Origin of the sequence: Streptococcus sp. Marseille-Q5986 (assembly GCF_946902915.1) — a bacterium.
GTDB lineage: Bacteria > Bacillota > Bacilli > Lactobacillales > Streptococcaceae > Streptococcus.
Genome location: NZ_CAMPPY010000001.1, coordinates 194,237 through 220,078, shown reverse-complemented (window position 1 = coordinate 220,078; position 25,842 = coordinate 194,237). Strand labels below are relative to the sequence as shown.

The 25,842-nt window shown below is 43.2% G+C and carries 25 protein-coding genes and 2 pseudogenes; 7 read left to right on the top strand and 20 right to left on the bottom strand.

The annotated features are described in order from the left end of the window. Window positions 1-264: 264 nt before the first annotated feature. From OVN21_RS01290 to OVN21_RS01255, 8 genes are all read right to left on the bottom strand, one after another. Window positions 265-1,206, bottom strand: a complete 942-nt coding sequence (locus OVN21_RS01290; protein ID WP_267246952.1) for a 3'-5' exoribonuclease YhaM family protein — start codon at window positions 1,204-1,206, stop codon at window positions 265-267. Next, a complete protein-coding gene (gene rmuC, locus OVN21_RS01285; protein WP_267246951.1) occupies window positions 1,196-2,452 on the bottom strand; it encodes a DNA recombination protein RmuC in 1,257 nt (418 codons plus the stop codon). The genes OVN21_RS01290 and rmuC overlap by 11 nt, the downstream gene beginning before the upstream one ends. A gap of 1 nt (window position 2,453) precedes the next feature. Then, window positions 2,454-3,116, bottom strand: coding sequence for a thiamine diphosphokinase (locus OVN21_RS01280; protein ID WP_267246950.1), 663 nt, complete (start codon window positions 3,114-3,116; stop codon window positions 2,454-2,456). Next, window positions 3,079-3,735: a ribulose-phosphate 3-epimerase gene (gene rpe / locus OVN21_RS01275; RefSeq protein ID WP_267246949.1), complete on the bottom strand. Its 657-nt coding sequence runs from the start codon at window positions 3,733-3,735 to the stop codon at window positions 3,079-3,081. The genes OVN21_RS01280 and rpe overlap by 38 nt, the downstream gene beginning before the upstream one ends. A gap of 10 nt (window positions 3,736-3,745) precedes the next feature. Then, window positions 3,746-4,624: a ribosome small subunit-dependent GTPase A gene (gene rsgA / locus OVN21_RS01270; RefSeq protein WP_267246948.1), complete on the bottom strand. Its 879-nt coding sequence runs from the start codon at window positions 4,622-4,624 to the stop codon at window positions 3,746-3,748. 1 nt (window position 4,625) lies between these two features. Next, window positions 4,626-5,498 (bottom strand): 16S rRNA (adenine(1518)-N(6)/adenine(1519)-N(6))-dimethyltransferase RsmA, encoded by an 873-nt coding sequence (gene rsmA / locus OVN21_RS01265; protein WP_267246947.1) that lies wholly within the window; start codon window positions 5,496-5,498, stop codon window positions 4,626-4,628. 64 nt (window positions 5,499-5,562) lie between these two features. Next, window positions 5,563-6,129 (bottom strand): ribonuclease M5, encoded by a 567-nt coding sequence (gene rnmV, locus OVN21_RS01260; RefSeq protein WP_267246946.1) that lies wholly within the window; start codon window positions 6,127-6,129, stop codon window positions 5,563-5,565. Beyond that, complete coding sequence (locus OVN21_RS01255; protein WP_261028364.1) at window positions 6,129-6,902, bottom strand: TatD family hydrolase; 774 nt, start codon at window positions 6,900-6,902, stop codon at window positions 6,129-6,131. The genes rnmV and OVN21_RS01255 overlap by 1 nt, the downstream gene beginning before the upstream one ends. A 151-nt stretch (window positions 6,903-7,053) precedes the next feature. Between OVN21_RS01255 and OVN21_RS01250 the strand changes: the two are divergent. Next, window positions 7,054-8,891 (top strand): annotated as a pseudogene (locus OVN21_RS01250) (APC family permease). A gap of 181 nt (window positions 8,892-9,072) precedes the next feature. Here the strand turns inward: OVN21_RS01250 and rpmH are convergent. The 3 genes from rpmH to OVN21_RS01235 form a co-directional block, all read right to left on the bottom strand. Next, complete coding sequence (rpmH, locus tag OVN21_RS01245; RefSeq protein WP_000831902.1) at window positions 9,073-9,207, bottom strand: 50S ribosomal protein L34; 135 nt, start codon at window positions 9,205-9,207, stop codon at window positions 9,073-9,075. Between the two features lie 144 nt (window positions 9,208-9,351). After that, on the bottom strand, window positions 9,352-10,566 hold the full coding sequence (locus tag OVN21_RS01240) for a pyridoxal phosphate-dependent aminotransferase (protein WP_267246945.1): 1,215 nt from the start codon (window positions 10,564-10,566) through the stop codon (window positions 9,352-9,354). A 155-nt stretch (window positions 10,567-10,721) separates the two neighbouring features. Further along, window positions 10,722-11,024: a hypothetical protein gene (locus OVN21_RS01235; protein WP_267246944.1), complete on the bottom strand. Its 303-nt coding sequence runs from the start codon at window positions 11,022-11,024 to the stop codon at window positions 10,722-10,724. A 161-nt stretch (window positions 11,025-11,185) separates the two neighbouring features. Here OVN21_RS01235 and OVN21_RS01230 point away from each other — a divergent pair, with 161 nt between their 5' ends. After that, window positions 11,186-11,638: a universal stress protein gene (locus OVN21_RS01230; RefSeq protein WP_000079152.1), complete on the top strand. Its 453-nt coding sequence runs from the start codon at window positions 11,186-11,188 to the stop codon at window positions 11,636-11,638. A 34-nt stretch (window positions 11,639-11,672) separates the two neighbouring features. Here the strand turns inward: OVN21_RS01230 and OVN21_RS01225 are convergent, their stop codons facing one another. Further along, entirely contained in the window at window positions 11,673-13,061 is a 1,389-nt protein-coding gene (locus OVN21_RS01225; RefSeq protein WP_267246943.1) for a Cof-type HAD-IIB family hydrolase, read from the bottom strand. A 65-nt stretch (window positions 13,062-13,126) separates the two neighbouring features. Between OVN21_RS01225 and OVN21_RS01220 the strand changes: the two genes are divergently transcribed. Next, window positions 13,127-14,089 carry an asparaginase gene (locus tag OVN21_RS01220; RefSeq protein ID WP_267246942.1) on the top strand — a complete coding sequence of 321 codons (963 nt, stop codon included), beginning with the start codon at window positions 13,127-13,129 and terminating at the stop codon, window positions 14,087-14,089. Window positions 14,090-14,141: 52 nt separating this feature from the next. On the opposite strand, the gene ccpA is transcribed toward OVN21_RS01220, so the two are convergent. Then, complete coding sequence (gene ccpA / locus OVN21_RS01215) at window positions 14,142-15,152, bottom strand: catabolite control protein A (protein WP_267246941.1); 1,011 nt, start codon at window positions 15,150-15,152, stop codon at window positions 14,142-14,144. A 205-nt stretch (window positions 15,153-15,357) separates the two neighbouring features. On the opposite strand from ccpA, the gene OVN21_RS01210 reads away from it, so the two are divergent. Beyond that, window positions 15,358-15,675, top strand: a complete 318-nt coding sequence (locus tag OVN21_RS01210; RefSeq protein WP_267246940.1) for a DUF960 domain-containing protein — start codon at window positions 15,358-15,360, stop codon at window positions 15,673-15,675. A 46-nt stretch (window positions 15,676-15,721) separates the two neighbouring features. Here OVN21_RS01210 and OVN21_RS01205 read toward each other — a convergent pair. From OVN21_RS01205 to OVN21_RS01175, 7 genes and pseudogenes are all read right to left on the bottom strand, one after another. Next, window positions 15,722-16,773: pseudogene (locus OVN21_RS01205) on the bottom strand (DUF308 domain-containing protein). Further along, window positions 16,766-17,587: a 2-amino-4-hydroxy-6-hydroxymethyldihydropteridine diphosphokinase gene (gene folK / locus OVN21_RS01200; RefSeq protein ID WP_267246939.1), complete on the bottom strand. Its 822-nt coding sequence runs from the start codon at window positions 17,585-17,587 to the stop codon at window positions 16,766-16,768. Before folK ends, OVN21_RS01205 begins: the two are co-directional and overlap by 8 nt. A gap of 42 nt (window positions 17,588-17,629) precedes the next feature. Next, window positions 17,630-18,184 carry a GTP cyclohydrolase I FolE gene (gene folE, locus OVN21_RS01195; protein ID WP_267246938.1) on the bottom strand — a complete coding sequence of 185 codons (555 nt, stop codon included), beginning with the start codon at window positions 18,182-18,184 and terminating at the stop codon, window positions 17,630-17,632. Next, window positions 18,165-19,484, bottom strand: coding sequence for a bifunctional folylpolyglutamate synthase/dihydrofolate synthase (locus OVN21_RS01190; protein WP_267246937.1), 1,320 nt, complete (start codon window positions 19,482-19,484; stop codon window positions 18,165-18,167). The genes folE and OVN21_RS01190 overlap by 20 nt, the downstream gene beginning before the upstream one ends. Window position 19,485: 1 nt before the next feature. Continuing rightward, window positions 19,486-20,460 (bottom strand): dihydropteroate synthase, encoded by a 975-nt coding sequence (gene folP, locus OVN21_RS01185; protein WP_267246936.1) that lies wholly within the window; start codon window positions 20,458-20,460, stop codon window positions 19,486-19,488. Window positions 20,461-20,535: 75 nt separating this feature from the next. Further along, on the bottom strand, window positions 20,536-21,243 hold the full coding sequence (locus OVN21_RS01180) for a CPBP family intramembrane glutamic endopeptidase (RefSeq protein ID WP_267246935.1): 708 nt from the start codon (window positions 21,241-21,243) through the stop codon (window positions 20,536-20,538). A 29-nt stretch (window positions 21,244-21,272) separates the two neighbouring features. Further along, window positions 21,273-22,691, bottom strand: coding sequence for an NCS2 family permease (locus tag OVN21_RS01175; RefSeq protein ID WP_267246934.1), 1,419 nt, complete (start codon window positions 22,689-22,691; stop codon window positions 21,273-21,275). Window positions 22,692-22,881: 190 nt separating this feature from the next. On the opposite strand from OVN21_RS01175, the gene OVN21_RS01170 reads away from it, so the two are divergent. The 3 genes from OVN21_RS01170 to OVN21_RS01160 all read left to right on the top strand — a co-directional run bounded on the left by OVN21_RS01170 (window position 22,882) and on the right by OVN21_RS01160 (window position 25,837). Further along, complete coding sequence (locus OVN21_RS01170) at window positions 22,882-23,694, top strand: Cof-type HAD-IIB family hydrolase (RefSeq protein WP_267246933.1); 813 nt, start codon at window positions 22,882-22,884, stop codon at window positions 23,692-23,694. Between the two features lie 266 nt (window positions 23,695-23,960). After that, window positions 23,961-24,950, top strand: a complete 990-nt coding sequence (locus tag OVN21_RS01165) for a PTS sugar transporter subunit IIB (RefSeq protein ID WP_267246932.1) — start codon at window positions 23,961-23,963, stop codon at window positions 24,948-24,950. A gap of 74 nt (window positions 24,951-25,024) precedes the next feature. Further along, entirely contained in the window at window positions 25,025-25,837 is an 813-nt protein-coding gene (locus OVN21_RS01160; protein ID WP_267246931.1) for a PTS mannose/fructose/sorbose transporter subunit IIC, read from the top strand. The last annotated feature ends 5 nt before the right edge of the window (window positions 25,838-25,842 follow it).

Here is a 25,842-nt window from a genome sequence, read left to right as displayed (position 1 = left end):
AACGAACCTTCAACCCCATTCAAACGTCTCACTCTAACTTCCACCATAGCGGAACTTAATCTGAAATGCTTTCAGATGAGGGGATTTTGTGCCCTCTTTTTTCGATTCCTTTTGGCTACAAAAGCGATGAAATCAAGCATTAGTAAAACCAGTGGAACTTACCCTGACACGGATTTCCACTGGTTTTTAGAATTTTTTTCAGACTAACTTCCACTTCTACTAGCGGTGGAACTTAGTTTGGGAATTTAGCTTTTTCTTAAATTATCAATCTAAATCTGGTTTATAGAAGGAACGATTGTCCATAGCGAAAATTTTATTGCTCATCTCTCCTTTGTCCACCAAAGCAAGAGCTGTTGACATCATCATCATGCTAGCATCTAGATTATCAATCATGTGGATAATCTCTGCCTCCATAATACGTGGACGGACTGGGCTTCCATACTCCAGCAAGCCATGATGACTGAGGATGACATGGCGCAGTAGCACCACTTCTTCTCTAGTATCATCGATACCGAGCTCCATGACTGTCTTGGTAATTTCGCTATCGATGAGGGCGATATGCCCAATGAGATTGCCTCGCACTGTATACTCAGTTTGGTCTGGTCCCGTCAACTCAATAACTTTGGCCAAGTCATGTAGCATAATTCCTGCATAGAGCAGACTCTTATTAAGCTGAGGATAGATCTCGCTAACGGCATCTGCCAAACGCACCATGGTCGCCGTATGATAGGCCAATCCCGTTTCAAAGGCATGGTGGTTGGTCTTAGCAGCTGGATAAGAGTAAAATTCCTTATCATACTTGGTGTAGAGATTTCGAACAATTCGTTGCCAGACAGGATTTTCAATTTTGAAAATCATTTGCGACATATAGTCACGGATTTCCTTGACATCAACTGGCGACTTGACCTTGAAATCGGCTGGATCATTGGGTTCGCCCAGTTGAGGCAGACGGAGAGTAATTTGATTGACTTGAGGGGTGTTGTTATAAACTTCTCGGCGTCCTTTCATGTGAACAACCTTACCTGCGGTAAAGGCCTCAACATTATGAGGTTGGGCATCCCAGAGTTTCCCTTCAATCTCGCCACTATCATCTTGGAAGGTAAAGGCTAGGTAGTTTTTCCCAGCTCGAGTTTGCCTCAGGTCAGCTGACTTGATTAGGTAAAAGCCTTCAAACAGCTCATCTTTTTTCATGTGACTAATCTTCATATTCTTCCTCATTTTCTTGGAAATGGAGTAAATCAAGCGCAGGCTCACCTTCTGACAACTCAATGTGACGGAGCGTCCGCTCGATAGCTATGGTACGACGGTTTAATAGTTCATCAATATTGCCAGAGGCATGTTGGAGGTGTTTTTGTGCCTTGACCAGAATGCCACCAAACTTGCCAAACTCGGTCTTGACACTGGCAAGCGTTTTGCTAATATGGTCTGCACTCTTTTGGATATTGAGAGTTTTGAAACCAACTGATAGGGAATTGAGGAGGGCTGACAGGGTACTTGGCCCTGCAACGATAATCTGTTCTTCCCGTCTCAAATCATCAAAGAAGACCGGATTGCGGACGATTTCTGAGTAGAGACCTTCTGTTGGAACAAACAAAACTCCAAAATTGGTCGTCCGAGGCGGTGCTATGTACTTGCTCCTGATATCCTTGGCAAAGCGCTTAACGCTTGCTAGAAGTGACTTGCGACAGCGTTCGATTTCATCCTTGTCACCTGCTTCATAGGCTTCTTCTAGGCGGTAATAATCAGCTAGTGGAAACTTAGAGTCAATCGGCAGGTAGACATATTCCTGGTCGCCTTGCCCAGGTAGCTTAATGGCGTACTCCACTCGTTCACTAGAATTTTCAACCGTTGCGTATTCTCGTTCATACTGGGCAGGGGTCATAATGTCTTCGATGATTTGCCCCAGTTGCAATTCTCCCAGAATCCCTCGTGTCTTGGTTCCAGAGAGAACCTTGTTAAGAGCTCCAACATCACGGGCAACTGTCTGCATCTCTCCAAGACCACGATTGACAGATTCCAGTTGCTTGGAAACTGTCTCAAAGGAAGCCTGCAAGCGCGTCTGCAAGGTCTTCTCTAACTTTTCTTCGACTGTATGGCGCATTTGCTCCAAGCGTTGCTCATTTGATTCCTGCAGGGCTTGAAGGCGTTGGTCGGTCTTGTCTCTGGTTTGGAGGAGATTCTCTGTCATTTCTTGACGGACTTGCGTCAGACCTTGGTGTAGTTCAATACGGACTTCCTGCAAACGGTCGCTGACAGCCACTTCCAAGTCTTTTTGGTCTAACTGGCTGGCTTGTCTGGCTTGTTCAAAGCGATAATCCAACTGGTCTGACAAATGATCTGCCTGATCCTCCAAGCTCTTGCTGAGATGTTTTTCCTGCTTATCCTGCCTTTGCCAAATCAGAAAGATACCAACTAGGTTGGCAATTAATAATAGAACAAGTAAACTTTCCATCCTACCTCCTGTCCTTGCTATGCAGTACGACTACATAGCCATCCGGGCAAGTCACCGACACTTCCCTATCTATATATTCGTTAGAAGCGTACACTTTTTTAAAGAAAAAATTTTCCTCTGTTAACTCATACTTGGCACCAAGAATGGTCAACTGGCTATCCCGAACCGGCATAAAGGCTAGATAGTCATAGTCTGAACGAGTCTGTAGCTGACTGGCCCCTTCCGGACAATAGGTAATCAAGTTTTGCCCATCCTCAATTTCTATCTGGCGCATAAAGGGTGCTAATTTGGGATTGCTAGGCAGAAAGACATTGGCCAACATATGGTCAATACGACCACCCAAAGCACCGAAAATAGTAACTTGAGCCTGAGGATTTTGTTCAAAGATAGTCAAGAGAGCCAGTTCCAGATCCGTATCATCTTTTTCTGGTCGGGCTTGGACAAAATGCTGGGCACATTTTTGAATCACCTGTCGCTCTTCTGCAGTGACAGAATCAAAATCTCCAACTGCTAGAGCAAGAGGCAAATCTTCTTCCAAGACCCAGAGCGAGCCTCGATCCACACCGACAAAGCAATCAAAATCCTTCCGATAATGACCACGGTCTCCACCGGCAAAAACGGCAACCCTAGTCCAGTTGTTTTCTGAGAGTTTGTACTCGCTCATTGACATCTCCCTTAAAGACATAGGAACCTGCTACAAAAACTGTCGCACCAGCTTCTTTGGTTTGGGCAATAGTTTGGTCATCAATCCCGCCATCCACCTCGATTTCAAAGTTCAAGCCTTTTTCATCACGAAGAGCAACCAACTCACGGACCTTATCCATGGTCTCTGGTAGAAAGGCTTGTCCACCAAAGCCTGGGTTCACTGTCATGACTAAGACTTGGTCAACTAGGTGAAGAACGTGCTTAATGGCTTCAACAGGCGTACCAGGATTGATAACGACCGAAGGTTTAACGCCGAGAGAGCGAATTTTTTGGAGGGCACCATGAATATGGGGAGTTGCTTCCACATGGATGCTGATGATATCCGCACCCGCACGCGCAAAGTCTTCTAAATGATGCTCTGGATTAGCCACCATCAAGTGACAGTCAAAGACCATCTTACTATGGGGACGAAGAGCTTCAACCACACCTGCACCAAAACTGATTTGTGGTACAAAGTGACCATCCATGATATCGATATGGGCATATTCTGCCCCAGTTGCTTCTAGGCGTTTGATTTCACGTTCAAAGTTGGCATAATCTGCTGCCAGAATTGACGGAGCAATCTTGTATTGAGACATAGGTTTCTCCTTATTTTGGAATTTTTTTGCTGACTTTTTTATAGGTTTCTCTGCGATTTTCAATTTCGCTGAGGAATTGCAGGTAGTTGTCAAAACGGAAGGGTGCAATGGTACCTTCTTCAACTGCTGGCTTGACCGCACAAGACGGCTCATGGGTATGGGTACAAGCACGGAACTTACAATCTCGACTGACACTGGCAAGCTCTGGAAAGGCCTGATTGAGGTCTTCAGCCGTTGATACTTCATAATCCAATGATGAAAAACCTGGTGTGTCCGCGATTTTACCCCCATTAAGGTTGTAAAAACTAACAGCTCGAGTGGTATGGCGACCGCGCCCCAGACTATCTGATATTTCTCCTGTCTCAAGATTAAGATCCGGTGCGATTTTATTGAGAAGAGTTGACTTCCCAACACCTGTCTGCCCCATAAAGACCGTCACTTTACCTGTTAATAAAGGCAGGAGCCCCTCTTTACTGGTCACAAAGTCATAGCCAATGTCACCATAAGTTTGTTGGTAAAAATCCAGTTCTCCTCTATCTTCCAGCAGGTCCATTTTAGAAATATAAACAATAGGATGGATGCCCTTGTGCTCCAAAAGAACTAAGAACCGATCTAGCAAATTGCTGTTAAAATCAGGTTCCTTGACAGACATGATTACTACAGCTTGGTCAATATTGACAATAGGTGGGCGAACCAGACTGTTTTTCCGTTCGTGAATTTTGAGGATATAACCTTCTGAATTTTCCTCGGCAGAAAAATCTACCCAATCCCCAACGTAAGGGGTATGGCCTTTTTTACGGAAATTCCCACGCGCCCGTGTTTGATAAACCTGGCCATCGCTTTCCACATAGTAGAATCCTGCCAAGGCTTTAATAATTTGTCCCTGCATCTTAGAGTCCTTGCCCTTTAAGTGCATCTGCTAGACTGGCAAATTCTGCCAAGCTGAGAGCTTCCCCACGCACACTTGGTGACAAGCCCGCTTGATCCAAGGACTTGGTCAATTTCTCCTTGACTTCTTCGGTCTTGCCAAAGTAGCCTGTCAAATTGTTCCACAAGGTCTTACGACGATGAGTGAAACTAGCCTTGGAAACCTTAAAGAAGAAGTTCTCGTCTTCCACTACTACGGCTGGCTCTGGATGACGCACCATTTTTAAAATGGCTGAGTCCACATTTGGCGCTGGCACAAAGACCGTACGAGGTACGATAAAGGCAACCTTGGCTGTCATGTAGTACTGAACCGCAATCGACAAGCTACCATAAGCCTTGGTATTCGGTTGAGCGGAAATGCGGTCAGCTACCTCTTTTTGCATCATGACCACAAATTCACTAAAAGGAATGCCACTCTCAATCAAGTGCATGAGAATAGGCGTCGTGATGTAGTAAGGCAAGTTAGCTACTACCTTGATTGGCAGGTCAGGATTTTTGAAATTCTGGATATGTTGCGCCAAATCGACCTTGAGAATATCCTCATTAACCACTGTAACATTGTCGAAATCACGCAGAGTATCTGCCAAAATCGGTACCAAACGGTGGTCAATCTCAAATGCCATGACTTGAGCTGAACGCTCAGCCAAAAATTCTGTCAAGGCACCAATCCCTGGCCCGATTTCGATGACATTAACCTGGTCATCAATCTCAGCCGTATCCACGATTTTTTGTAGGATATTGGTATCCGTCAAGAAATTTTGCCCAAAGGACTTTTTAAAGGTAAAACCGTGACGCTCCAGCACTGCCTTGGTCACGCTATAATCTGCAATTCTCATCTATTCTCTTTTCTACTATCTGTTACTTCTATTGTAACACATTCCCCTTACATTTGGGGTCTGCTTAGCTGTCCTCATAAGATTTCATAGCTTCTTCCACTTCTGCCAAGGTGACCCCGAACAACTCTAGGCGTTTGAGGAGTTGCTTGCCGTTGGAATAGCCAATTCGGAGAGCCTCTCCTAGATATTCTCGTCGCTTACGGCTATCTGCTCCTGCTAGAAAACCAAGGCGGATCAAGTCGCTACGGCTGATATCAAACTGGCTCTCATGTTCAAATTGTTCTGTCACCTGAGCTAGAGCCGTTTTCAGGTCTTCATAGCTAGCATGTTCAATTCCCAGAGAACGTCCCTTGGTCTTGGACTTAGGAGCAGCTTCATCTCGTTTGAGAAAAGCATGTTGCACTGTTGGAATAGCCGTCATAATCATACGACGAATCCGCTCCCCATTAAAATCTGGGTCTGTAAAGACAATGACTCCATGACGTTGGTGCAGGCACTGAATCCGCTCTAGATCCTGGTCATTGATGGCAGAACCTCGTGTCTCATAGGTTTCTACATCGAAGTAACGTTTGAGATTTGCCGTATCATCGCGACCTTCCACCACGATAACTTGGGAAATTTTCTCTTTCATTACTTGCTGTCCAATCCAAAAATTCGTTCTGCATTTGCAGTTGTTACCGCCGCTAGCTCTTCTGCCGTCATCCCACGCAAGTCAGCGATAAAGTCCACTACATAGCGAGTGTAGGCTGTTTTATTTTCACGACCACGCTTGGGTACAGGTGCTAAGTAAGGCGCATCTGTTTCCACCAAAATCTTATCCAAAGGTAACTCTTTAGCTGCTTCTTGGATGTCAGTTGCCTTCTTGAAAGTCACCACTCCTGAGAAGGAAATAGTCATGCCAAGCGCGACAAACTTCTCTGCCCATTCAAGAGTTCCCGAAAATGAATGCATGATGCCACCTCGAGGACCAACGCCCTCACTTTTGATAATCTCATAGGTATCTTCCAGCGCATCACGGGTATGGACAACAAAAGGCAAATCCAAGTCCTTAGATAGCTGAATCTGACGGCGAAAAACCTGCTCCTGCACCTCTTTTGGCGCTGTCATCCAATGATAATCCAAACCAATCTCACCTAAAGCAACAACCTTGGGATGCTTGAGCTTGTCAAGCAAGTAGGCTTCAATCTCCTCTGTATACGTCCCAGCTTCTGTCGGATGCCAACCAATAGTCGCGTAAAGTTGGTCATACTCATCTACCAACTCCAAGGCACGCTCTATCGTCGGTTTATCAAAACCAACAATATTCATCTGTGTCACACCCATCTCAGCAGCCAAGGCGATTTCTTCTGCCTCACGACCAGCAAATTCTTCTACATTCAAGTGTGTATGTGTATCAAAAATCATCTCTTCTAACCTCGTTTTCTTCCATCTATTATACCAAAAATAACATCCCTCGGCTTGTAAAAATATTCTAATACCAGTCATTCTCCCTTGACTGCCCTTTTTCAAAGCAGTATAATAAAGCTTATTGAAATTTTCAACAAAGGACAAGAAAATGTTTAGAAAATTAAAATATATCTTTATCGGTCGACCACTCAAGTCTCTCACAGACGGCTAAGGGGGATTGTTGGGAAAAATGCAGGCACTTGCAATATTATCCAGTGATGATCTGTCTTCTATTGTCTATGGACCCGAACAAGTCATTCTCGTATTAGTCAGTCTCTCTCCTCTCGCTATTTGGTGGAGCCGCCCCATCGGTATTTTTGTCCTCTTACTCCTCGCTAGTTTGACCACTTCCTATCGTCAAATCATTCATGCCTATCCTCAAGGTGGAGGAGCTTATATGGTCACTCGGGAAAATCTCTCCCCTGAACTAGGCTTGAATGCAGGAGGCAGCCTCCTTGTTGACTATATGCTGACAGTAGTCGTATCCGTTGCTTCTGGAGCTGATGCTATTACTGCAGCCACCCCTGCTCTCCACCCTTACAACCTCCACATCTCCATTTTTCTGGTTTGCTTGCTCATGCTCTTGAACTTACGGGGCTTAAAAGAATCTGCCAGTTCACTGATGATTCCTGTCTATCTCTTTATCATCAGTACAGTCTTTCTCTTGCTCTATGGAATCTTTCAACTAATGACAGGTTCTCCCAGCTATCAGACAACTTCTCCTATCGGGCATGCTGTACCGAGTCTGTCTATCGTTCTCCTATTGAGAGCCTTTACCAGTGGCTCTGCCTCTCTGACAGGGATTGAGGCTATTTCAAATGCGGTACCATTTTTTAAAACTCCGAAAGAAAAGAATGCTGCTCAGACTTTGACCATCATGTCACTGATTCTAGGTTTTCTTTTTGCAGGTATTATCTTCCTAAACTACTGGATGGGGATTATGCCTCAACACGGAGAAACTATTCTTTCACAGATGGCTCAAGGCATCCTTGGTAATTCCTTCTTTGGTCATGCTAGCTACTATCTCTTACAATTCTCCACAGCCTTGATTCTAGCTGTAGCTGCAAATACTGGCTTTTCAGCCTTCCCTATGCTGTCCTACAATATGGCTAAAAACAACTACATGCCCCATCTCTTTATGGAAAAAGGAGACCGCCTAGGCTACTCCAACGGAATCTTAACTCTGGCCTTTGGAGCTATGATCCTTCTTCTCATTTTTAATGGTAATACCGAACGTTTGATTCCCCTTTATGCTATCGGAGTCTTCGTTCCCTTTGCCCTTTCTCAGACTGGGATGATTCACCATTGGAAAAAGGAGCAAACTTCTTAAAATCTGCCCTTGCCAATATCCTTGGGGCCATCATTTGCTACGCGATTGTACTAATCTTGCTCTTTTTCCGTATCAGTGATATCTGACCTTTCTTCCCGATTATTCTCGTACTCACCCTACTCTTCTTGGCCATTCACAGTCATTACCAAAAAGTATCCCAACAACTGCGACTCTATGAAGGAATCGAAAAACCTACTTACGACGGCAATCTGGTTCTAGTCCTAGTAGTTAATGTCACCCGAGTCAGCGTCGGAGCCATTAACTACGCTCAAAGTATCGGTGATGAAGTCCTAGCCATGCATATTTCTACCAAGGAAACAGCAGAAAAAGATCAAGAAATCCTTCAGGAATTTGCCGATTATTTCCCAAATATCACTCTGAAGAATATCAATACCAGCTACCGCTACATCATCACCCCTACTGTCAAGTATGTCAAACGAATCTCTGAGGATGCCCAGAAAAAGAACTATACAGTCACTGTCCTCGTTCCCCAGTTTATCCCTAATAAACCTTGACAAAATATCCTGCACAATCAAATGAGCCTCAAACTAAAATACGCTCTCAGATGGCACGAAGACGTCGTTGTCGCTAGCTACTCTTTTCACTTAAAAGAATAAACAAAAACTCAAAATCAGTAACTTATATCTGGTTTTGAGTTTTTTGTATGTGACCTTTTAAATGAGCCCTCCATGAGTTCCATTTGAAATTGACGATTTCGTGGACAATGCACCCTTTAAGATAAAAAGAAAAGCCAGTAGACTCGAGTTCCTACTGGCTTCTTTGCTGAATTTGTTTGGATTATGCAGCCAAAACTTTGCGTCCTTTACGACGACGAGCTGCCAATACGCGACGACCGTTTTTAGTTGACATACGGTTACGGAATCCGTGTTTGCGCGCACGACGAATTTTACTTGGTTGATAAGTACGTTTCACGATGAATACCTCCTCATAGATTTTGTATTCGTTTAGCCGGCTATAAAGTGATCAGTTACTAAACATACTTTTCTATTCTATCTGATTCTGATACTTTTGTCAATAGCTCTAGGCAAATGTTTCCAGCTTTTTCGAATGTAAGCCCTATCTACGATACTGTTTCAAGAAACGAGTCATCTTTTCTTGGATTTGCGCCAATTCGTCCACACGTGGAAGGTAAACAATACGGAAATGGTCTGCTTCCTGCCAATTAAAACCGCGACCATGAACCAAGAGAACCTTCTCTTGCTTCAAGAAATTGAGGACAAACTGTTCATCATCATCAATGCGATACATATTGCGGTCAATTTTAGGGAAAATATAAAGTCCGGCTTTGGGTTTAACAGCAGATAAACCAGGAATATCTTGAATGGCATTGTAAATGAAGTTTCTTTGCTCGTAGATCCGTCCACCAGGAAGGAGCAATTCATCCACTGACTGGTGCCCACCTAGCGAGGTTTGTACGACTTGCTGGGCCAAAACGTTAGAACAAAGGCGCATGTTGGACAGCATATTAAGACCTTCAATATAGCCTTTGACATGTGTCTTAGGTCCAGATAAGACCATCCACCCTACACGGAAACCAGCGATGCGGTGAGATTTTGAAAGCCCATTCATGCTAACACAGAAGACATCTGGAGCTAGACTAGCTACTGAGACATGCTCATGACCGTCCATGACCATACGGTCGTAGATTTCATCCGCAAAAATAATCAAGTCGTTTTGACGTGCAATCTCGATAATCTCTAACAAGAGTTCCTTGGGATAAAGGGCTCCTGTCGGATTATTGGGATTGATGAGAATAATAGCCTTGGTATTTGAAGTGATTTTTGACTTGATATCGTCAATATCAGGGTACCATTCTGCAGCCTCATCACAGATATAGTGAACAGCATTTCCCCCAGCTAGGCTGACAGCCGCTGTCCAGAGAGGATAGTCCGGCATAGGAACCAAGACCTCATCTCCATTGTCCAAAAGTCCCTGCATGGACATGACAATCAGCTCACTGACACCATTTCCAAGGTAAATATCATCAATATCCACATTTGGGAATTTCTTCAGTTGGCAATACTGCATGATAGCCTTACGGGCTGAGAAAATCCCTTTAGAATCAGAGTACCCTTCGCTATCACGCGCATTCATAATCAAATCATGAATGACCTCATCCGGCGCTGTAAAGCCAAATTCTGCTGGATTCCCTGTATTCAAGCGTAAAATCTTTTCTCCATTTGCTCGCATCCGCATGGCTTCTTCTAAAACAGGACCACGGATATCATAAGCAACATGCTCTAGCTTGCTAGATTTGTTAAATTCTTTCATCTTTTTTCCTCAATTCGTCAGGATAGTAACATTATACCACTAGAAAGAGAATGCGACAAGTTTGCTGAAATGTGTTACTAGATTCAGATAGAATAAAAACCTCACTAAAAGCGAGGTCAAGACAGTTGAGATAGCAGGTGTTTTGCCAAAAAACATCACATACCAAAAGATAAACCTAGAAAAAGCAAGCCTAGAAAGGAGTCATAGAGAAGATTAAACATGAGGAAAAGCCCCCATATCATCAAGTAATCCCAGCGACCACTTCTTTTAGCGACTAGGAATAATACCAAATGGTAGAGTAAATGAAAGACTAAAAAGCCAACAAAACCTGGATAAAGAAGCGGAATCAACCTATCTAATTGCCAGATCATAATCACTTCTACCAAGACAGAGGCTAGGATGATTCCATAATAAAGGAAATTTGATTTTTTTGATTCTTGAAAAGAGTTTTTCATCATTCTCCCTCCCTTCACTTGTTTCCTGCTATCCTTTCTTTTATTTTATCATATATTTATATAGTTTTTAAGCGCTAACATTCTTTTGAAAAATACTTTTTTTACTTTACTTCTATAGTAAAAAGGTTTACAATTATAGTAAGAAAATTTCAGGAGGTTTCATTATGGCACAACGTTACCAAAATATTATGGTCGCAATCGATGGTTCTAAGGAAGCGGACTTGGCTTTTGTCAAGGGAGTTCATTCTGCTCTACGAAACGACGCTAAACTCACCATCGCTCATGTCATTGACACACGCGCACTCCAAAGCGTATCCACCTTTGATGCTGAAGTTTACGAAGAACTCCAAGTCGACGCTGAAAGTTTGATGAAAGAGTACGAAAAACGTGCGAAAGATGCTGGTGTGACAGATGTTCACATCGTTATTGAAATGGGAAATCCAAAGACTCTCTTGGCACGTACTATTCCAGATGCAGAGGAAGTGGACCTCATTCTCGTTGGCGCAACTGGTCTCAACGCCTTTGAACGCCTCTTGGTCGGATCTTCATCTGAATACATCCTCCGCCATGCTAAGGTCGATTTGCTGGTTGTGAGAGAACAAGAAAAAACCTTATAATCACGAAGAAAAGGAGCCCAGAGCTCCTTTTTGTTTACTGTTTATTTCTCTCTTTATGGCGTTCATAAGCCTTGAGCTGGCGCTGCAGTTCCTTTTTAATAGCAGGTTCTGGAGCATATTTTTCTTCCCAATCATCTGGTTTTAAGATTTTGTGGGTCACTGGATCAAAATGGGTCTTGCCATCTGGGAAAATTTTCCCCATATTGGCCTGATGGACAATGTCAAAAATACGTTCTGGGTCCACCCCCATCAAAACAAAACTACCATAGGTGAAGTAAAGCGTGTCAATCAAGGCATCCACTTGCCCTATCAAATCTTGCTGGGCAGGCGTCTTCTTAGCTACTTTATCTGCCGCCTTATCAAGAGCCTGATGAAGTTGCAATAGAGCTTGACTAAAATCCTCTTCAGAAGGGCTGGCAGCTCGAACAAACTCCACCAATTCTTCTATTTTAAAGCCAGCCCTGTGGGTTGCACCTTCTAAATCCCAAGCTCGTGGTTCTTCTTGGGTTCGTTCATCCATCATGTGGTGGAAGGTCTTGACCTTATTGAAATGATAGTCACGGCTGACAAAGACTTTTTCTGAGGCCAGAACACCAAAATGTTCCAGGGCCTTGTGGATTCCGTCTTGCTGATTGCTGGTGGTAATGTGCTTAGCCACCTCCTTAACACTGCTACTACCATTTCCCATAGCGACCGACATACCGACACCGGCCAGCATTTCTAGGTCGTTATCGGAGTCACCAAAAGCCATGACTTGGTTGAGGTCAAAGCCATATTCTTTTCCGACTCGACGTATACCTTCCAATTTAGAGTTTCCTTGATTGATGACATCTGCTGCAAAAGGATTGCTACGTGTCAATTTCAAGTCTTCAAAATCAGCTGCCGCCTTCTCAGATTCTTCTGGCGTCATCAGCATCAAAACTTGGTAGATAGGCTGATTCATCAGGTGAAGCAGGTCTTCTTCCTTTTGGGGAACAACCTTGCTGACCATACGATTAAAGGAATGACTCACCGTCCGAGTTAAAACTGAGGGAACGAAGCGACTGATTCGTTGAGAAAAAGAACCCAAACCAAAGGACATGATTTTAGAACCCAACATGGCATCCTTGGTCCCTAGGGCAATCTCCTTGCCCTCTTTTTTAGCATAAGTAATTAGCTGGCGCAAGTGTAACTTGGAAATAGGGCTCGTAAACAAGACTCTTTCTTTATTAAAGATATACTGGCCATTATAGGTTACCGCAAAATCCAGATCCAAATCGTCCATCAATTCCTTAACAAAAAAAGGGCCTCGTCCTGTCGCTACGCCGACAAGCACCCCTTGTTCTTTGACAATCTTAATCGCGTCCTTAGTGGATTTCAAAACACTCTTGCGATCGTTGACCAAGGTTCCATCGATATCAAAAAAAACAGCCTTGACTTCCATCCTATCCCATTCTCTCCTTTTGTGTTACAATGATTATACCACATTTCAGAAAGAGTGACTAAATCATGCCTAAGAAAATCCTTGTTTTACATACAGGTGGGACTATTTCCATGCAAGCAGACGCCACTGGTGCCGTTGTAACTAGTCAGGACAATCCCATGAACCATGTTTCCAATCCACTTGAAGGGATTGAGGTGCATGCCCTAAACTTTTTTAATCTGCCCAGTCCTCATATCAAACCCAAACATATGCTTGCACTCTATCATAAAATCAAAGAGGAGGCTGATAACTACGACGGGGTTGTCATCACACATGGTACAGATACCTTAGAAGAAACAGCTTACTTCCTTGATACCATGAAAATTCCATCCATCCCCATCGTTCTAACAGGGGCCATGCGTAGTTCAAACGAACTTGGTAGCGATGGTGTTTATAACTATCTGAGCGCTTTGCGAGTTGCCAGCGATGATAAAGCAGCCGACAAAGGTGTGCTGGTCGTCATGAACGACGAGTTCCACGCAGCCAAGTATGTTACCAAAACTCATACGACCAATGTCAGCACCTTTCAAACCCCAACACATGGACCACTTGGCCTCATCATGAAGCAAGAAATCCTCTACTTCAAAACGGCTGAACCTCGTGTCCGGTTTGATCTCGAGCATATTCAAGGTCTGGTTCCCATCATCTCAGCCTATGCAGGTATGACAGATGAGCTGATTGATATGTTAGACTTAGACCAGCTGGATGGCTTAGTCATTCAGGCTTTTGGAGCAGGCAATGTCCCCAAAGAAACAGCTCAAAAGTTGGAAAATCTCCTCCAAAAAGGGATTCCAGTCGCCTTGGTTTCACGATGTTTTAATGGTATTGCTGAACCTGTCTACGCCTACCAAGGTGGAGGTGTGCAGTTGCAACGAGCGGGTGTTTTCTTTGTCAAAGAACTCAACGCTCAAAAAGCTCGCCTCAAATTATTAATTGCCCTTAATGCTGGACTAAAAGGACAGGCTTTAAAAGACTATATGGAAGGCTAATCCTCTTCTCAAGTACGTAAAATCAGGAAATCTTCACGATTCCCTGATTTTTCTATCTACGTTTTCGTGTAGAGCGGCGTTCTGTCAAACCATGAGGTAGGAGAACTTCGCGTTCTTCCAACTCTTCCTTATGCATAATCTTAGTCAACATACGCATGCTGATAGCACCTAGGTCATAAAGAGGCTGAGCAATAGTTGTCAAGTTTGGACGAGTGAATCGTGCAATCTGAGAGTCATCTGTCGTAATGATTTCAAACTCTTCTGGTACAGATACACCGTGGTCAGCCAAACCATTCAACACACCCGCCGCCAATTCATCACCTGTTACAACTGCGGCTGTAGCTTGTGATGAAATCAAGCGTTCTGCCAAGGCATAACCATCGTCATAGCTGTATTTTGACTCAAAGACCAAGCCCTCGCTATAAGAATGTCCGGCTTTTTTCAACGCTTCCTTGTAACCAATCAAACGAACCTTACCATTGATATCATCGACAAGTGATCCACTTACAAAAGCAATCTTTTCGTTTTCTTTGAGAAGGTAGCTCACTGAATCAATCGTTGCTTGCTTGTAGTCAATATTCACACTTGGAAGTTGGTGTTCAACATCCACAGTACCAGCAAGAACAACCGGTGTCCGTGAACGAGAGAATTCTGAACGAATTTTTTCAGTCAAGTGATAGCCCATAAAGATAATCCCATCGACTTGTTTTGAAAAGAGAGTATTGACCACTGAAACTTCCTTTTCATCATCCTCATCACTATTTGCAAGGACAATGTTATACTTGTACATTTCAGCAATGTCGTCAATCCCCTTAGCAAGTGTTGAGAAATAACCGTTGGTAATGTTAGGAATCACAACTCCAACTGTCGTTGTTTTCTTGCTAGCCAAACCACGTGCTACCGCATTGGGGCGATAGTCCAAGCGTTCAATCACTTCTAAGACTTTTTTTCGAGTGTTCTCTTTAACATTCTTGTTGCCATTAATGACACGGCTAACCGTTGCCATTGAAACTCCTGCTTCACGGGCAACGTCATAAATCGTTACTGTATCATCTGTGTTCATTCCGTTTCCTTTCTATAATGAAAATTTCGCTTTCACGCATCTACTTACTCCATTTTATCACTTATTGTAAACACTTTCAAGTATTTTTAAGAGAAACTTTGAAAAAATTTCATTCTTCATTCTCATTTTGAAAAAGCGAGTACGATTTCTTGATTTTTGAGATATTTTGCTGTATGATAAGGAAAAATAAATGAGGGAGGAAAACATGGCTTTTACAAATAGACAGAGACGTTCTGCTAGTTTTGGTGTCGTGACCAGCCTGCCTGACGATGTCATTGACTCTTTATGGTATATTATTGATCATTTTCTGAAAAATGTCTTTGAATTAGAAGAAGAACTTGAGTTTCAACTGCTCAACAATAAGGGGGCCATCACCTTCCATTTTTCTAGCCAGCACCTTCCGACTAGCATTGATTTTGATTTCAATCATCCTTTTGATCCGCTTTACCCTCCTAGGGTCCTTGTTTTAGACCTGGACGGCAGAGAAACCATCCTCCTTCCAGAAGAAAATGACCTATTTTAAAAACTCTAGCTTCTCGGTGCAAACTGCTGAGGAACTAGAGTTTTTTCTAATAAATAGAGCGACTGACAACTAGACCGTTTGGTTTTGTATACTCTAAATCAAGGTAATCCTGATAAGTCCCTGGCACAATGAAACCTTGGGGACTCAATATATCAGTCCCAGCTTTTCCTACGATAGAGTCTGCCAGCAAAACACAATTGGTACCGAGAACAAAGTAGGTCTTAAACTCAGATGAGCTGAATTTATAGAGAGTCGCATCTGCTTCCTCTTTCTGTTGGTAGGAGTAGGTATGCTTGACCTCTCCCTCTCTTCTTTTCATCAACTGTGAACTTGGTTCCCAGGGAATTAACAGGTCTTCTATCTCTGCTAGACAAGCTTGGATGGCTGCTTTCTGTTAGTCCGTCAAACTCAGACCATAAGCAAACAAGGTCTTCTGACTTCCCCTTCTTGACTTTCATGATTTGACAGCCACTCATTTAGTTTGCGCAAGGTGCTAATAGGGATCAAAGCTGTCACAAAGATAGGCAGGGGCATTCGCATTCGTCGTTTCAGCTTGGGATTATTTTCTATCTTTTCAAAAAAGAAACCGTCCCGAAGGCTACTGGCTCCTAGCATGAGCAAGTAAAACCCAAGCAAGAGCAATTCAAAATTCGCTGCATCGTGAAAAGGAGAGATGCTATAAAGCCCAAATCCTATCATCCGTACAGCATCAAAGAGATGGTGAAGCCGAGGATGAATAGCATTTTTTCGATAGAGAGACCAGGTCACAAGACTAATGATGCCCGTAAACAGCTGGTAGCTCGCAATGATAAAAACAAGGAGATAGAGGGCAAGGTCTTGCAAGATGATAGAGTCAAACACGAGAGCCGCGACCACCAGCTTGGCCAGAGCTACAAAGATATTTTCCCGACCTTTTTTATCCTGAAACCAGCGAGTCAACAAGTGCCAAACTGCTGATAAGGAAAAGTAGCCCATCAGCAACTGGTACCCTATCCGCGGCATAACCTGTCCAAAACGAATCAAGAGAAGCCCTAAAATAGCAAGCAGTCCCTCCCCGATACTCTTCCACTTGCTATAGGTATCGGAAAGTTTAGGCATTTCCTTGCTCCAACTGGTCAACCAAGTAACGAATTGGTTGCTTTAGGATTGGATGGATAAAATGGGGAGCTATTTCCACTAACGGTTCAAGGACAAAGCGGCGTTCTGCTATATAAGGATGAGGCAAGATGAGCTCGTCTGTGTAAATAATCTGGTCCTCCACAAAAAGCAGGTCCAAATCAATCAAGCGAGGCCCCCAATGCACTTCTCTCACCCGTCCCATTTCTGACTCAATGGCTAATAATGTTTCTAACAAGACTGGTGCTGGTAGCCAGGTTTCTACCTCAACCACTTGATTAGCAAAGCTATCTTGCTCCACACCCCCCCAAGGGTCCGTCGTCAAGACACTGGACTCTTTGCGAATATGGATACCTCGAGTTCGCAGTTTGTCAATGGCTTGCTCCAAGTTTGCTTTTTTGTCTCCCATATTGCTTCCAAGAGCAATAAAGGCCCGCTGCTTACGACGGTGAATGGTCACCGAGCAGGTATCCAACGGTAAATGCACTGGAGCCCAAGGTTTTTTGAGTTCCAACTCAATCTCTTGGACAAGAGGATAGATCTCAAAGGTACGTTCAACTAGTTTGTAGGCTACCGTTTCAATCAAGTCCTCAGTAGTTTCCTGAAACCAGGTCGTCCACTGCTGACACAATTCTCCGTAATGGACAGAGGCTGTCAAATCCAAGTCTGTAGCCGCCTTGGTCATATCATAGGATAGGATGGCTGAAACGACAAACTTTTGCCCCAATTCCTTCTCACTAGGAAAAAGACCATGATAGGCAAAAATTTCCAAATCTTTAATCTGCAGTTGATCCATAACTAGTCCTTTCTAGAAAAATCCGCACGAAGCGGATTCTTTTTATAGTCCCATTAAACGATAAGCCTGGTCTCGGAGGTCTTTATCTGTTTCAAATACACCTCGCGCTACTGTTGTCAAGGTTGCAGTTCCTGGTTTTCTGACACCGCGCATGCTCATACACATATGCTCGGCCTCAATGACAACAAAGGCTCCCTTAGCCCCCAGATAGTCCATCAAGGCATCGACCACTTCGATATTCAACCGTTCTTGAATCTGTGGTTTTTTAGAATAAACTTCAACCGTACGGGCTAGCTTGGACAAGCCTGCCACACGTCCATCTGGAATGTAGGCAATGTGGGCTCTCCCATAAAATGGCAAGAAGTGGTGCTCACACATAGTGTGGAAAAAGATATCCTTTTCCACTACCATGTTGTCATCAATAATCTCAAAAGATTTTGACAAATGTTCCTCAGCAGTTTGGCCAAGACCTGAAAAAATCTCTTGATACATACTGGCTACACGAGCGGGTGTCTCCTGTAATCCCTCGCGGTTAACATCCTCGCCGACGGCCTCAATAATCATTTTTACAGCCGTTTCAATCTTTTGTGTATCCATTCTCGTTCTTCCTCTCCATCAGATAGGCTCTCACTTGGCTCAAGAAATACAAGGAACCCGTGACAATCCTAACTGTTTTTTTCTTTTTATCTTCTGTCATTTTCTGTTCTAAAAATTCCTGCCAGTTTTGGTAATTGAGATTTCTAGACTTAGCTGCCTCTTTCAGCACGTTTTCATCAGTCGCCCGACTATCGTCAAAATGGGTTAAAGTCAATTGACTATCTGGCACCGTTTCTAGCAAATCCAGCATATCCTCCAAAGCCTTGGTTTTGATGCAAGTAAAGAGAATTTCCTTATGATAATCCGCAAAGCGTTCTCGCAAGGTTGCCAACAAAGCCTTGATAGCATGGGGATTATGAGCCCCATCCAAAAGCAGCAAGGGGTCACTAGACACAACCTCCAAACGCCCTGGCCATCTTGTTTCTTCCAGAGCTTGACCAATCAAGTCATTGCTTGCTAATTCTCGCCCAGTCTCCTGGCAATAAGTGTCTAGGAGAGCAAGTGCCATCCCCGCATTCTCTATCTGATGCAAACCAATCAGACCTGTTTGAAAGCGACCTTGTCTGACAGAACTGGTATAATCAAAAATTTCACCCGCTACCACACTTTCTTGATGACTGACTTGATAATCACTTCCATAGACAAGTCTCGGCGCATTTTTAGCTTCTGCAATAGGAACGATCACAGTCAAGGCTTCAGGAACAATATGACCTGTCACCAAGGGAATACCTTGTTTGACAATACCTGCCTTCTGATCTGCTATGGCTTCCAAGCTGTCACCTAAAAGGGCTACATGGTCCAATCCAATGGTCGTAATTCCTGTCAAAATGGGCTGGCAGACATTGGTACTATCCAAAAGTCCGCCCATACCGACTTCCATGATGGCCACGTCTACTCGCTCTGAGGCAAAGTAATCATAAGCTATAGCTGTGATAATCTCAAACTCGGTTGTGCCTTGTAATGCAGCGCTCCTCTCCCCCTCAAGCAAAGACTGATAGTCTGCCATGAGGGCCTCCAGCCTCGCTTCTGGGATGGATTCTCCATTGATGTTAATCTGGTCTGTATAATGAATGAGATAGGGCGAGTTGAACATCCCAACTCTCAGACCTAGCTTTTCCAGCATCTTTTTCAAAAAAGCAATGGTTGAACCTTTACCATTTGTTCCGCCGATATGGATAACCTTGAGTTTGAGATGGGGATTGCCTCGTAAAGCTAGGAGTTCTACCATTCGCTCCAAACCAAAATGCGGTTGATCCGTCCGGTAGTGGGCAAGCCACTGATTGTTTTGAATTTTGTTCATCTTATTTATATTGTTTTAAATCTAGATTTTCTGCATCATCAGCTAGACGAATAGCGGAGGCAATTTCAACCGCCATCCTATGACTTGCTACGTCATGCACGCGCACTACTTCCACACCCTGTCTCGCAGCGATACTGGTTACATGAGCCGAAGCTGTGTCCCGATTGTGGAAACCAAGTTCGGTCTCAGGATTGACTTCAAAACCATTTTCTTCTAGGATATTGATAACAAATCGCTTGCGCGAAACTCCAAGAAAAATCGGATAGCCTTGCTGGTGTAATTTATCCAGATCCCGTAGAAGGAGTAGATTTTCTTTCTTGGTCAGACCAAAGCCAATCCCTGGATCCAGCAAGATATTTTCTCTTGCTATCCCAGCTTGATTCGCTCTCGCTAGAGCTCGATCAAAGAAAATCTTCATCAAGTCTTCGATTGGCATTTTTTCAAAGTCAGCTAATTCTTCCTCTGTAAAAGCCTGTCCAAAGCCAAAATGAGGAAATATGAGCGAGCTAGGGTGCTGAGGTCGCGCCATGACTGGATTAAACATGATAACCACTTTCGCTCCAGCCTTAGAAACCACATCCGCCATTTTCTCATCTCCCATGAGACCAGTGATATCATTTACCAGATTGGCACCAGCAGCCAAGGCAGCCTCTGCCACCTGACTTTTCCATGTATCGACGGAAATGAAGACATCACTTTCCTTGCAAATAGCTTTGATAACTGGAACAACACGCTGGATTTCCTCTTCTATCTCAACATAGCTACTACCCGGGCGAGTCGATTCCCCACCGATATCTAGCATGCTCGCTCCTTCAGCTATCAATTTACGAGCTTGCTGGAGCGCTTGGTCAATAGCAAAAAATTGACCACCATCTGAAAAGGAGTCTGGGGTTACATTGATAATGCCGCAAATAGCTGTTTTTGCGTGGCTGACTTTATTGGACATAACGGTCACTTCCTTAAGGTTCTTTACCATATTATCTCTCTATTTTACCATAAAAAGAAAAAGATGGACACGCTAGTATTCATCTTTTCCAAGTAGGTCAATGGCTTAGAATGATAGGCCTAGATTTTTACTAATCAAGACTACCAAGGCTATTAAACAAAAAGCAATACCATTGAGAATCATATGAAGCAGGATTGACATCTCCAAACGTCCCGTCTTGTAGGCTGTCCAAGTTAAAACCGTTGACATCCCTCCATAAATAATCACAGAAGGCAAATTAGTTGGCGTATGGAGCAAGGCAAAGACGATTGCACCCACAATAAAACCTAGTTTTTCTTTTCCACGGAAGATCTTTTGGGGAATAATCCCACGACACAGAATTTCCTCACAAATCGGAGCAACCAATACAATCAAGAAGAAGGTAGAAATCAAGGAACTATTCTGAACCAAACCATTCAGCGTTGATTGATTACTTGTCGTTGTTTCATTCATCATGCGAAGCAAAGCTGAGCCCAACAAATTAGTAGCAAAGATCGCTAGATAACTCAATACCAAGCGAGCTAGATCCTTAGCTTTAAAAAAGGATAGATTAAAGGTAGCAAGCTTTGTTTTTCGCGCACCAATGATGAATACTACCAAAACGACAATAGATAAAGCACCAACTAAGAGTCCTGACTGCAAAAGAGGAAATTGTCTAGAAGTCAACCAAGCGGATAACCCTAAAGGAAATTGTGATAGGACAAAAGCTACTAAAAGGATGAGGATCCACTTCCCTCTGTCCCAAACCTCTCGCCAGATCGTCTTTTCTTTCATGCTATACCCCCTTCTTACTATTATATCATTTAAAGCGCCATACTGATATAGTTAAGGATAAACAAGGCATCCAAAATCCAAATCATCGCGTGCACATCCTTGGCTTGACCTTTGACAACTTTTGTTAATGTATAAGTCAAGAAACCAACTGCAATCCCTTGTGTGATAGAGTAGCTGAATCCCATGAAGATAGATGTAAAGAAGGCAGGGACAGCTTCAGCCATATCATCCCAATGGATGTTTTTCAAGCTACCGAGCATCATAATCCCAACGATAATCAAAATTGGAGCTGTAGCAGATGAAGGTACGATAGCTAGCAGTGGGCTAAAGAAACTTGAAATTGCAAAACAAATCGCAACTACCAAGGCAGTCAAGCCAGTACGTCCACCTGCACCGATACCTGCTGCAGACTCAACATAGGTTGTCACGTTAGAAGTACCTGCGATAGCACCAATTGAAGTACCAATCAAGTCAGAGTAAAGAGCCTTATCCAACTTATCTGATTGGTGATTTTCACCATTTGTCGCTACGATACCGACTTTTTCACCTGTACCAATCAAGGTACCAATTGTGTCAAAAATATCTGTCAATGAGAAGGCCAGAATAGCCAGAAGTGTTTCCGGTAGACGAGCAGTGTCTGAGATTAAAGCCCCCAATCCTTGTGAGCCAAGTGCTGCACCAAAGATTGTCTTCAAATCTTCAAAGGCTGCACCTACATGGTTATTAGAAAAATCAATGCTTGATACATCAACCAAACCAACAGCGATAGCAAGAACTGTCGTTGTTAAGATAGAAAGAATAATTCCTCCCTTAATGCCCTTAATAACAAAGAAAATCGTAATAGCCAAACCTGCAATAGCCACTAAAACAGCCGGATTATTAAAGCTAACCAGACCTGGAACTGCTGAAGAGTTTGCTGTAATGGCTGCTTGGGCCTTATCAGCACCCTCACCAGCAACTGTATAACTTCCTGGATCAATAGAGAATTTCAAAAGACCAGCATTCTTAATCCCTACATAGGCAAGGAAGACACCGATACCTGCTGAAATAGCCGAACGAAGCGCATTGGGAATGGATTCAATAATCATTTTACGAACATTTGTTAAGGTAATGATTAGCGAAATAATCCCACAGATAAAGACCATAGCCAAGGCCTCTTGCCATGAATAACCAAGCCCAAATACGACTGTAAAGGTAAAGAAGGCATTGAGTCCCATACCTGGTGCTTGAGCGTATGGCAGGTTGGCATAGAAGGCCATCATCAGGGTACCAGTTACTGCACCAATAATCGTTGCTAGGAAGACACCTTGAGCAGGCATCCCTGTCTGCGCAAGCATTTGTGGATTTACAAAGAGAATGTAACTCATTGCAAAGAAAGTTGTTAAACCAGCGAGAACCTCCGCACGAACGTCCGTCCCGTTCTCTTTTAGTTTAAATAGTTTGTCCATTATGAATCTCCTTCTATTTTTTACGAACAATATTAGCATTATATCACTTATCATTCATATTTTCAATATGTTTATTTGGTTTATTTAGCAAATTGGAGTAATTTTTGTTTTTTTATCTCGAGTCTGCTTTTCTTCTTTCTTTTTGATATAATAGTAGACATCTTATCTGGAAACGACTAGGAAGGTTTATATGACTAAAAAAATTATCGCAGTCGATTTGGACGGAACCCTACTGAATAGCGAAAGCAAGCTCTCCGATTTTACCAAAGAGACAATCAAAAAAATTTCAGAAAAAGGACACCATGTCATCATCACGACGGGGCGTCCGTATCGCATGGCAAAAGACTTCTACCGCGAACTAGAGCTACATACTCCTATGATTAACTTTAACGGTTCCCTCACCCATCTACCAGGACAGGCTTGGGAGCATGAAAAGTGCTTAACCTTGGACAAAAAATATCTCCTAGATATGGTCAAACGTAAAGAGGATATCCAGGCTGATTTTATTGCCGGAGAATACCGTAAGAAATTTTACATTACAGCTCCGAATGAAGAAATTGCAGACCCTAAACTATTTGGCGTAGAGAACTTCCAACCGGAAAATCAATTCAAACCCGAACGAGTAACCAAGAATCCTAACTGCATTCTCTTGCAAACAAGGGTTGAAGACAAATACGCTCTAGCGGACGAGATGAATCGTTTTTATCAGCATCAACTAGCTATCAACACCTGGGGTGGTCCCCTCAACATCCTCGAATGTACTCCCAAGGGCGTAAACAAGGCCTTTGCTCTAGAGTACTTGCTCAATGTGATGAATCGTGATAAAAAAGACTTAATCGCCTTTGGCGATGAGCATAATGATACGGAAATGTTAGCATTTGCAGGCAAGGGATATGCTATGAAAAACGCCAATCCTTCTCTTCTTCCATATGCAGACGAACAACTTCCTCTGACCAATGAAGAAGACGGGGTAGCCCACGCTTTACAAACTTTATTCCTATAAAAAGGAGGATTGCTATCCTGCAATCTTTCATTTTTGTTTTCATTCTATTTTCATAAAGATCGCTCATTTTCAGTATTTTTATATTAAATTTTCTATTGCTATTTTCATATATTTTTCAGAATAATATATATATATATATATATATATTATTCTTTAGAAATTCTATATCAAATACTTGATTTTTTAATGAAAACGATTTATACTTAATTAGACTTAAAGTTTTCTTAAACACACAGTCAAACATTTTAAAAGGAGGAATGACAATAATGAGTATCGGAATCATTATTGCGAGCCACGGCGAATTTGCTGCGGGTATTCATCAGTCAGGATCTATGATCTTTGGTGAACAAGAAAAGGTTCAAGTTGTAACCTTTATGCCAAATGAAGGTCCAGATGATCTTTACGCTAAATTCAACAACGCTGTGGCTGCATTTGACGCAGAAGATGAGGTTCTAGTATTGGCTGACCTTTGGAGTGGTTCTCCATTCAACCAAGCTAGCCGCGTGATGGGAGAAAATCCTGAGCGTAAGTTTGCCATCATCACAGGACTGAACTTGCCGATGTTGATCCAAGCCTACACAGAGCGCCTGATGGACGCTACTGCAGGTGTGGATAAAGTCGCTGCGAATATCATTAAAGAAGCCAAAGATGGCATCAAAGCTCTTCCAGAAGAGCTCAATCCAGTTGAGGAAGTGGCTAGTGCTGCGGCTGCTCCAGTTGCCCAAGCTGCTATTCCAGAAGGAACTGTTATCGGAGATGGTAAATTGAAAATCAATCTTGCCCGTCTTGACACACGTCTTCTTCACGGACAAGTTGCAACTGCTTGGACACCAGATTCAAAAGCAGACCGTATCATCGTTGTTTCAGATAACGTTGCAAATGACGAATTGCGTAAAGAATTGATCAAGCAAGCTGCTCCTAACGGAGTAAAAGCGAACGTTGTACCAATCAAAAAATTGATTGAAGTTGCAAAAGATCCTCGTTTTGGTAACACACATGCTCTTATCTTATTTGAAACACCTCAAGATGCCCTTCGTGCCATCGAAGGGGGCGTGCCAATCAAAACCCTTAACGTCGGTTCTCTAGCCCACTCAACAGGTAAAACAATGATCAACAACGTCTTGTCTATGGACAAAGACGACGTTGCAACCTTTGAAAAAATGCGTGACCTCGGTGTTGAATTTGATGTACGTAAAGTACCAAACGACACGAAAAAAGATTTGTTTGACTTGATTAACAAAACCAACGTTCAATAATAGACATTAAACTATAGAAGAATTCTAAGAAAATTTTTCACCTTATTATAATTAAATAGAAAAGGAATAAAACCATGTCAGATATTTCAATCATTTCTGCTATCTTGGTTGTAGTTGTTGCCTTCTTTGCAGGTCTTGAAGGTATCCTCGACCAATTCCAATTCCATCAACCAATCGTAGCATGTACCCTTATCGGACTTGTGACAGGTAACTTCGAAGCAGGTGTTATGCTTGGTGGATCTCTTCAAATGATCGCCCTTGGTTGGGCAAACATCGGAGCTGCCGTAGCTCCTGACGCGGCTCTTGCCTCTGTCGCTGCTGCAATCATCATGATTAAAGGTGGTAACTTTACTACTGAAGGTATCGGCGTCGCAACAGCCACAGCTATCCCTCTTGCCGTAGCTGGACTTTTCTTGACAATGATTGTTCGTACAATCTCAGTTGCCTTGGTTCACTCAGCTGACACAGCTGCAAAAGAAGGAAACATTGCGGCTGTTGAACGCGCTCACTACTTTGCCCTTGTTCTTCAAGGTCTTCGTATCGCTATCCCTGCAGCCTTCCTTATCGCTATCCCCGCTTCTACCGTTCAAGATGCTCTTAAATTGATGCCAGACTGGTTGAGTGGTGGTATGGCTGTCGGTGGTGCTATGGTCGTTGCCGTTGGTTACGCTATGGTTATCAACATGATGGCAACTCGTGAAGTATGGCCATTCTTCGCTATCGGTTTTGCTCTTGCAGCAATCTCTCAATTGACTTTGATTGCCTTTGGTATCATCGGTGTTGCCCTTGCCTTCATCTACCTTAACCTTACAAAACAAGGCGGAAACGATGGCGGCGGAGCTACGACTTCTAACGACCCAATCGGTGATATCCTAGAAGACTACTAGAAAGG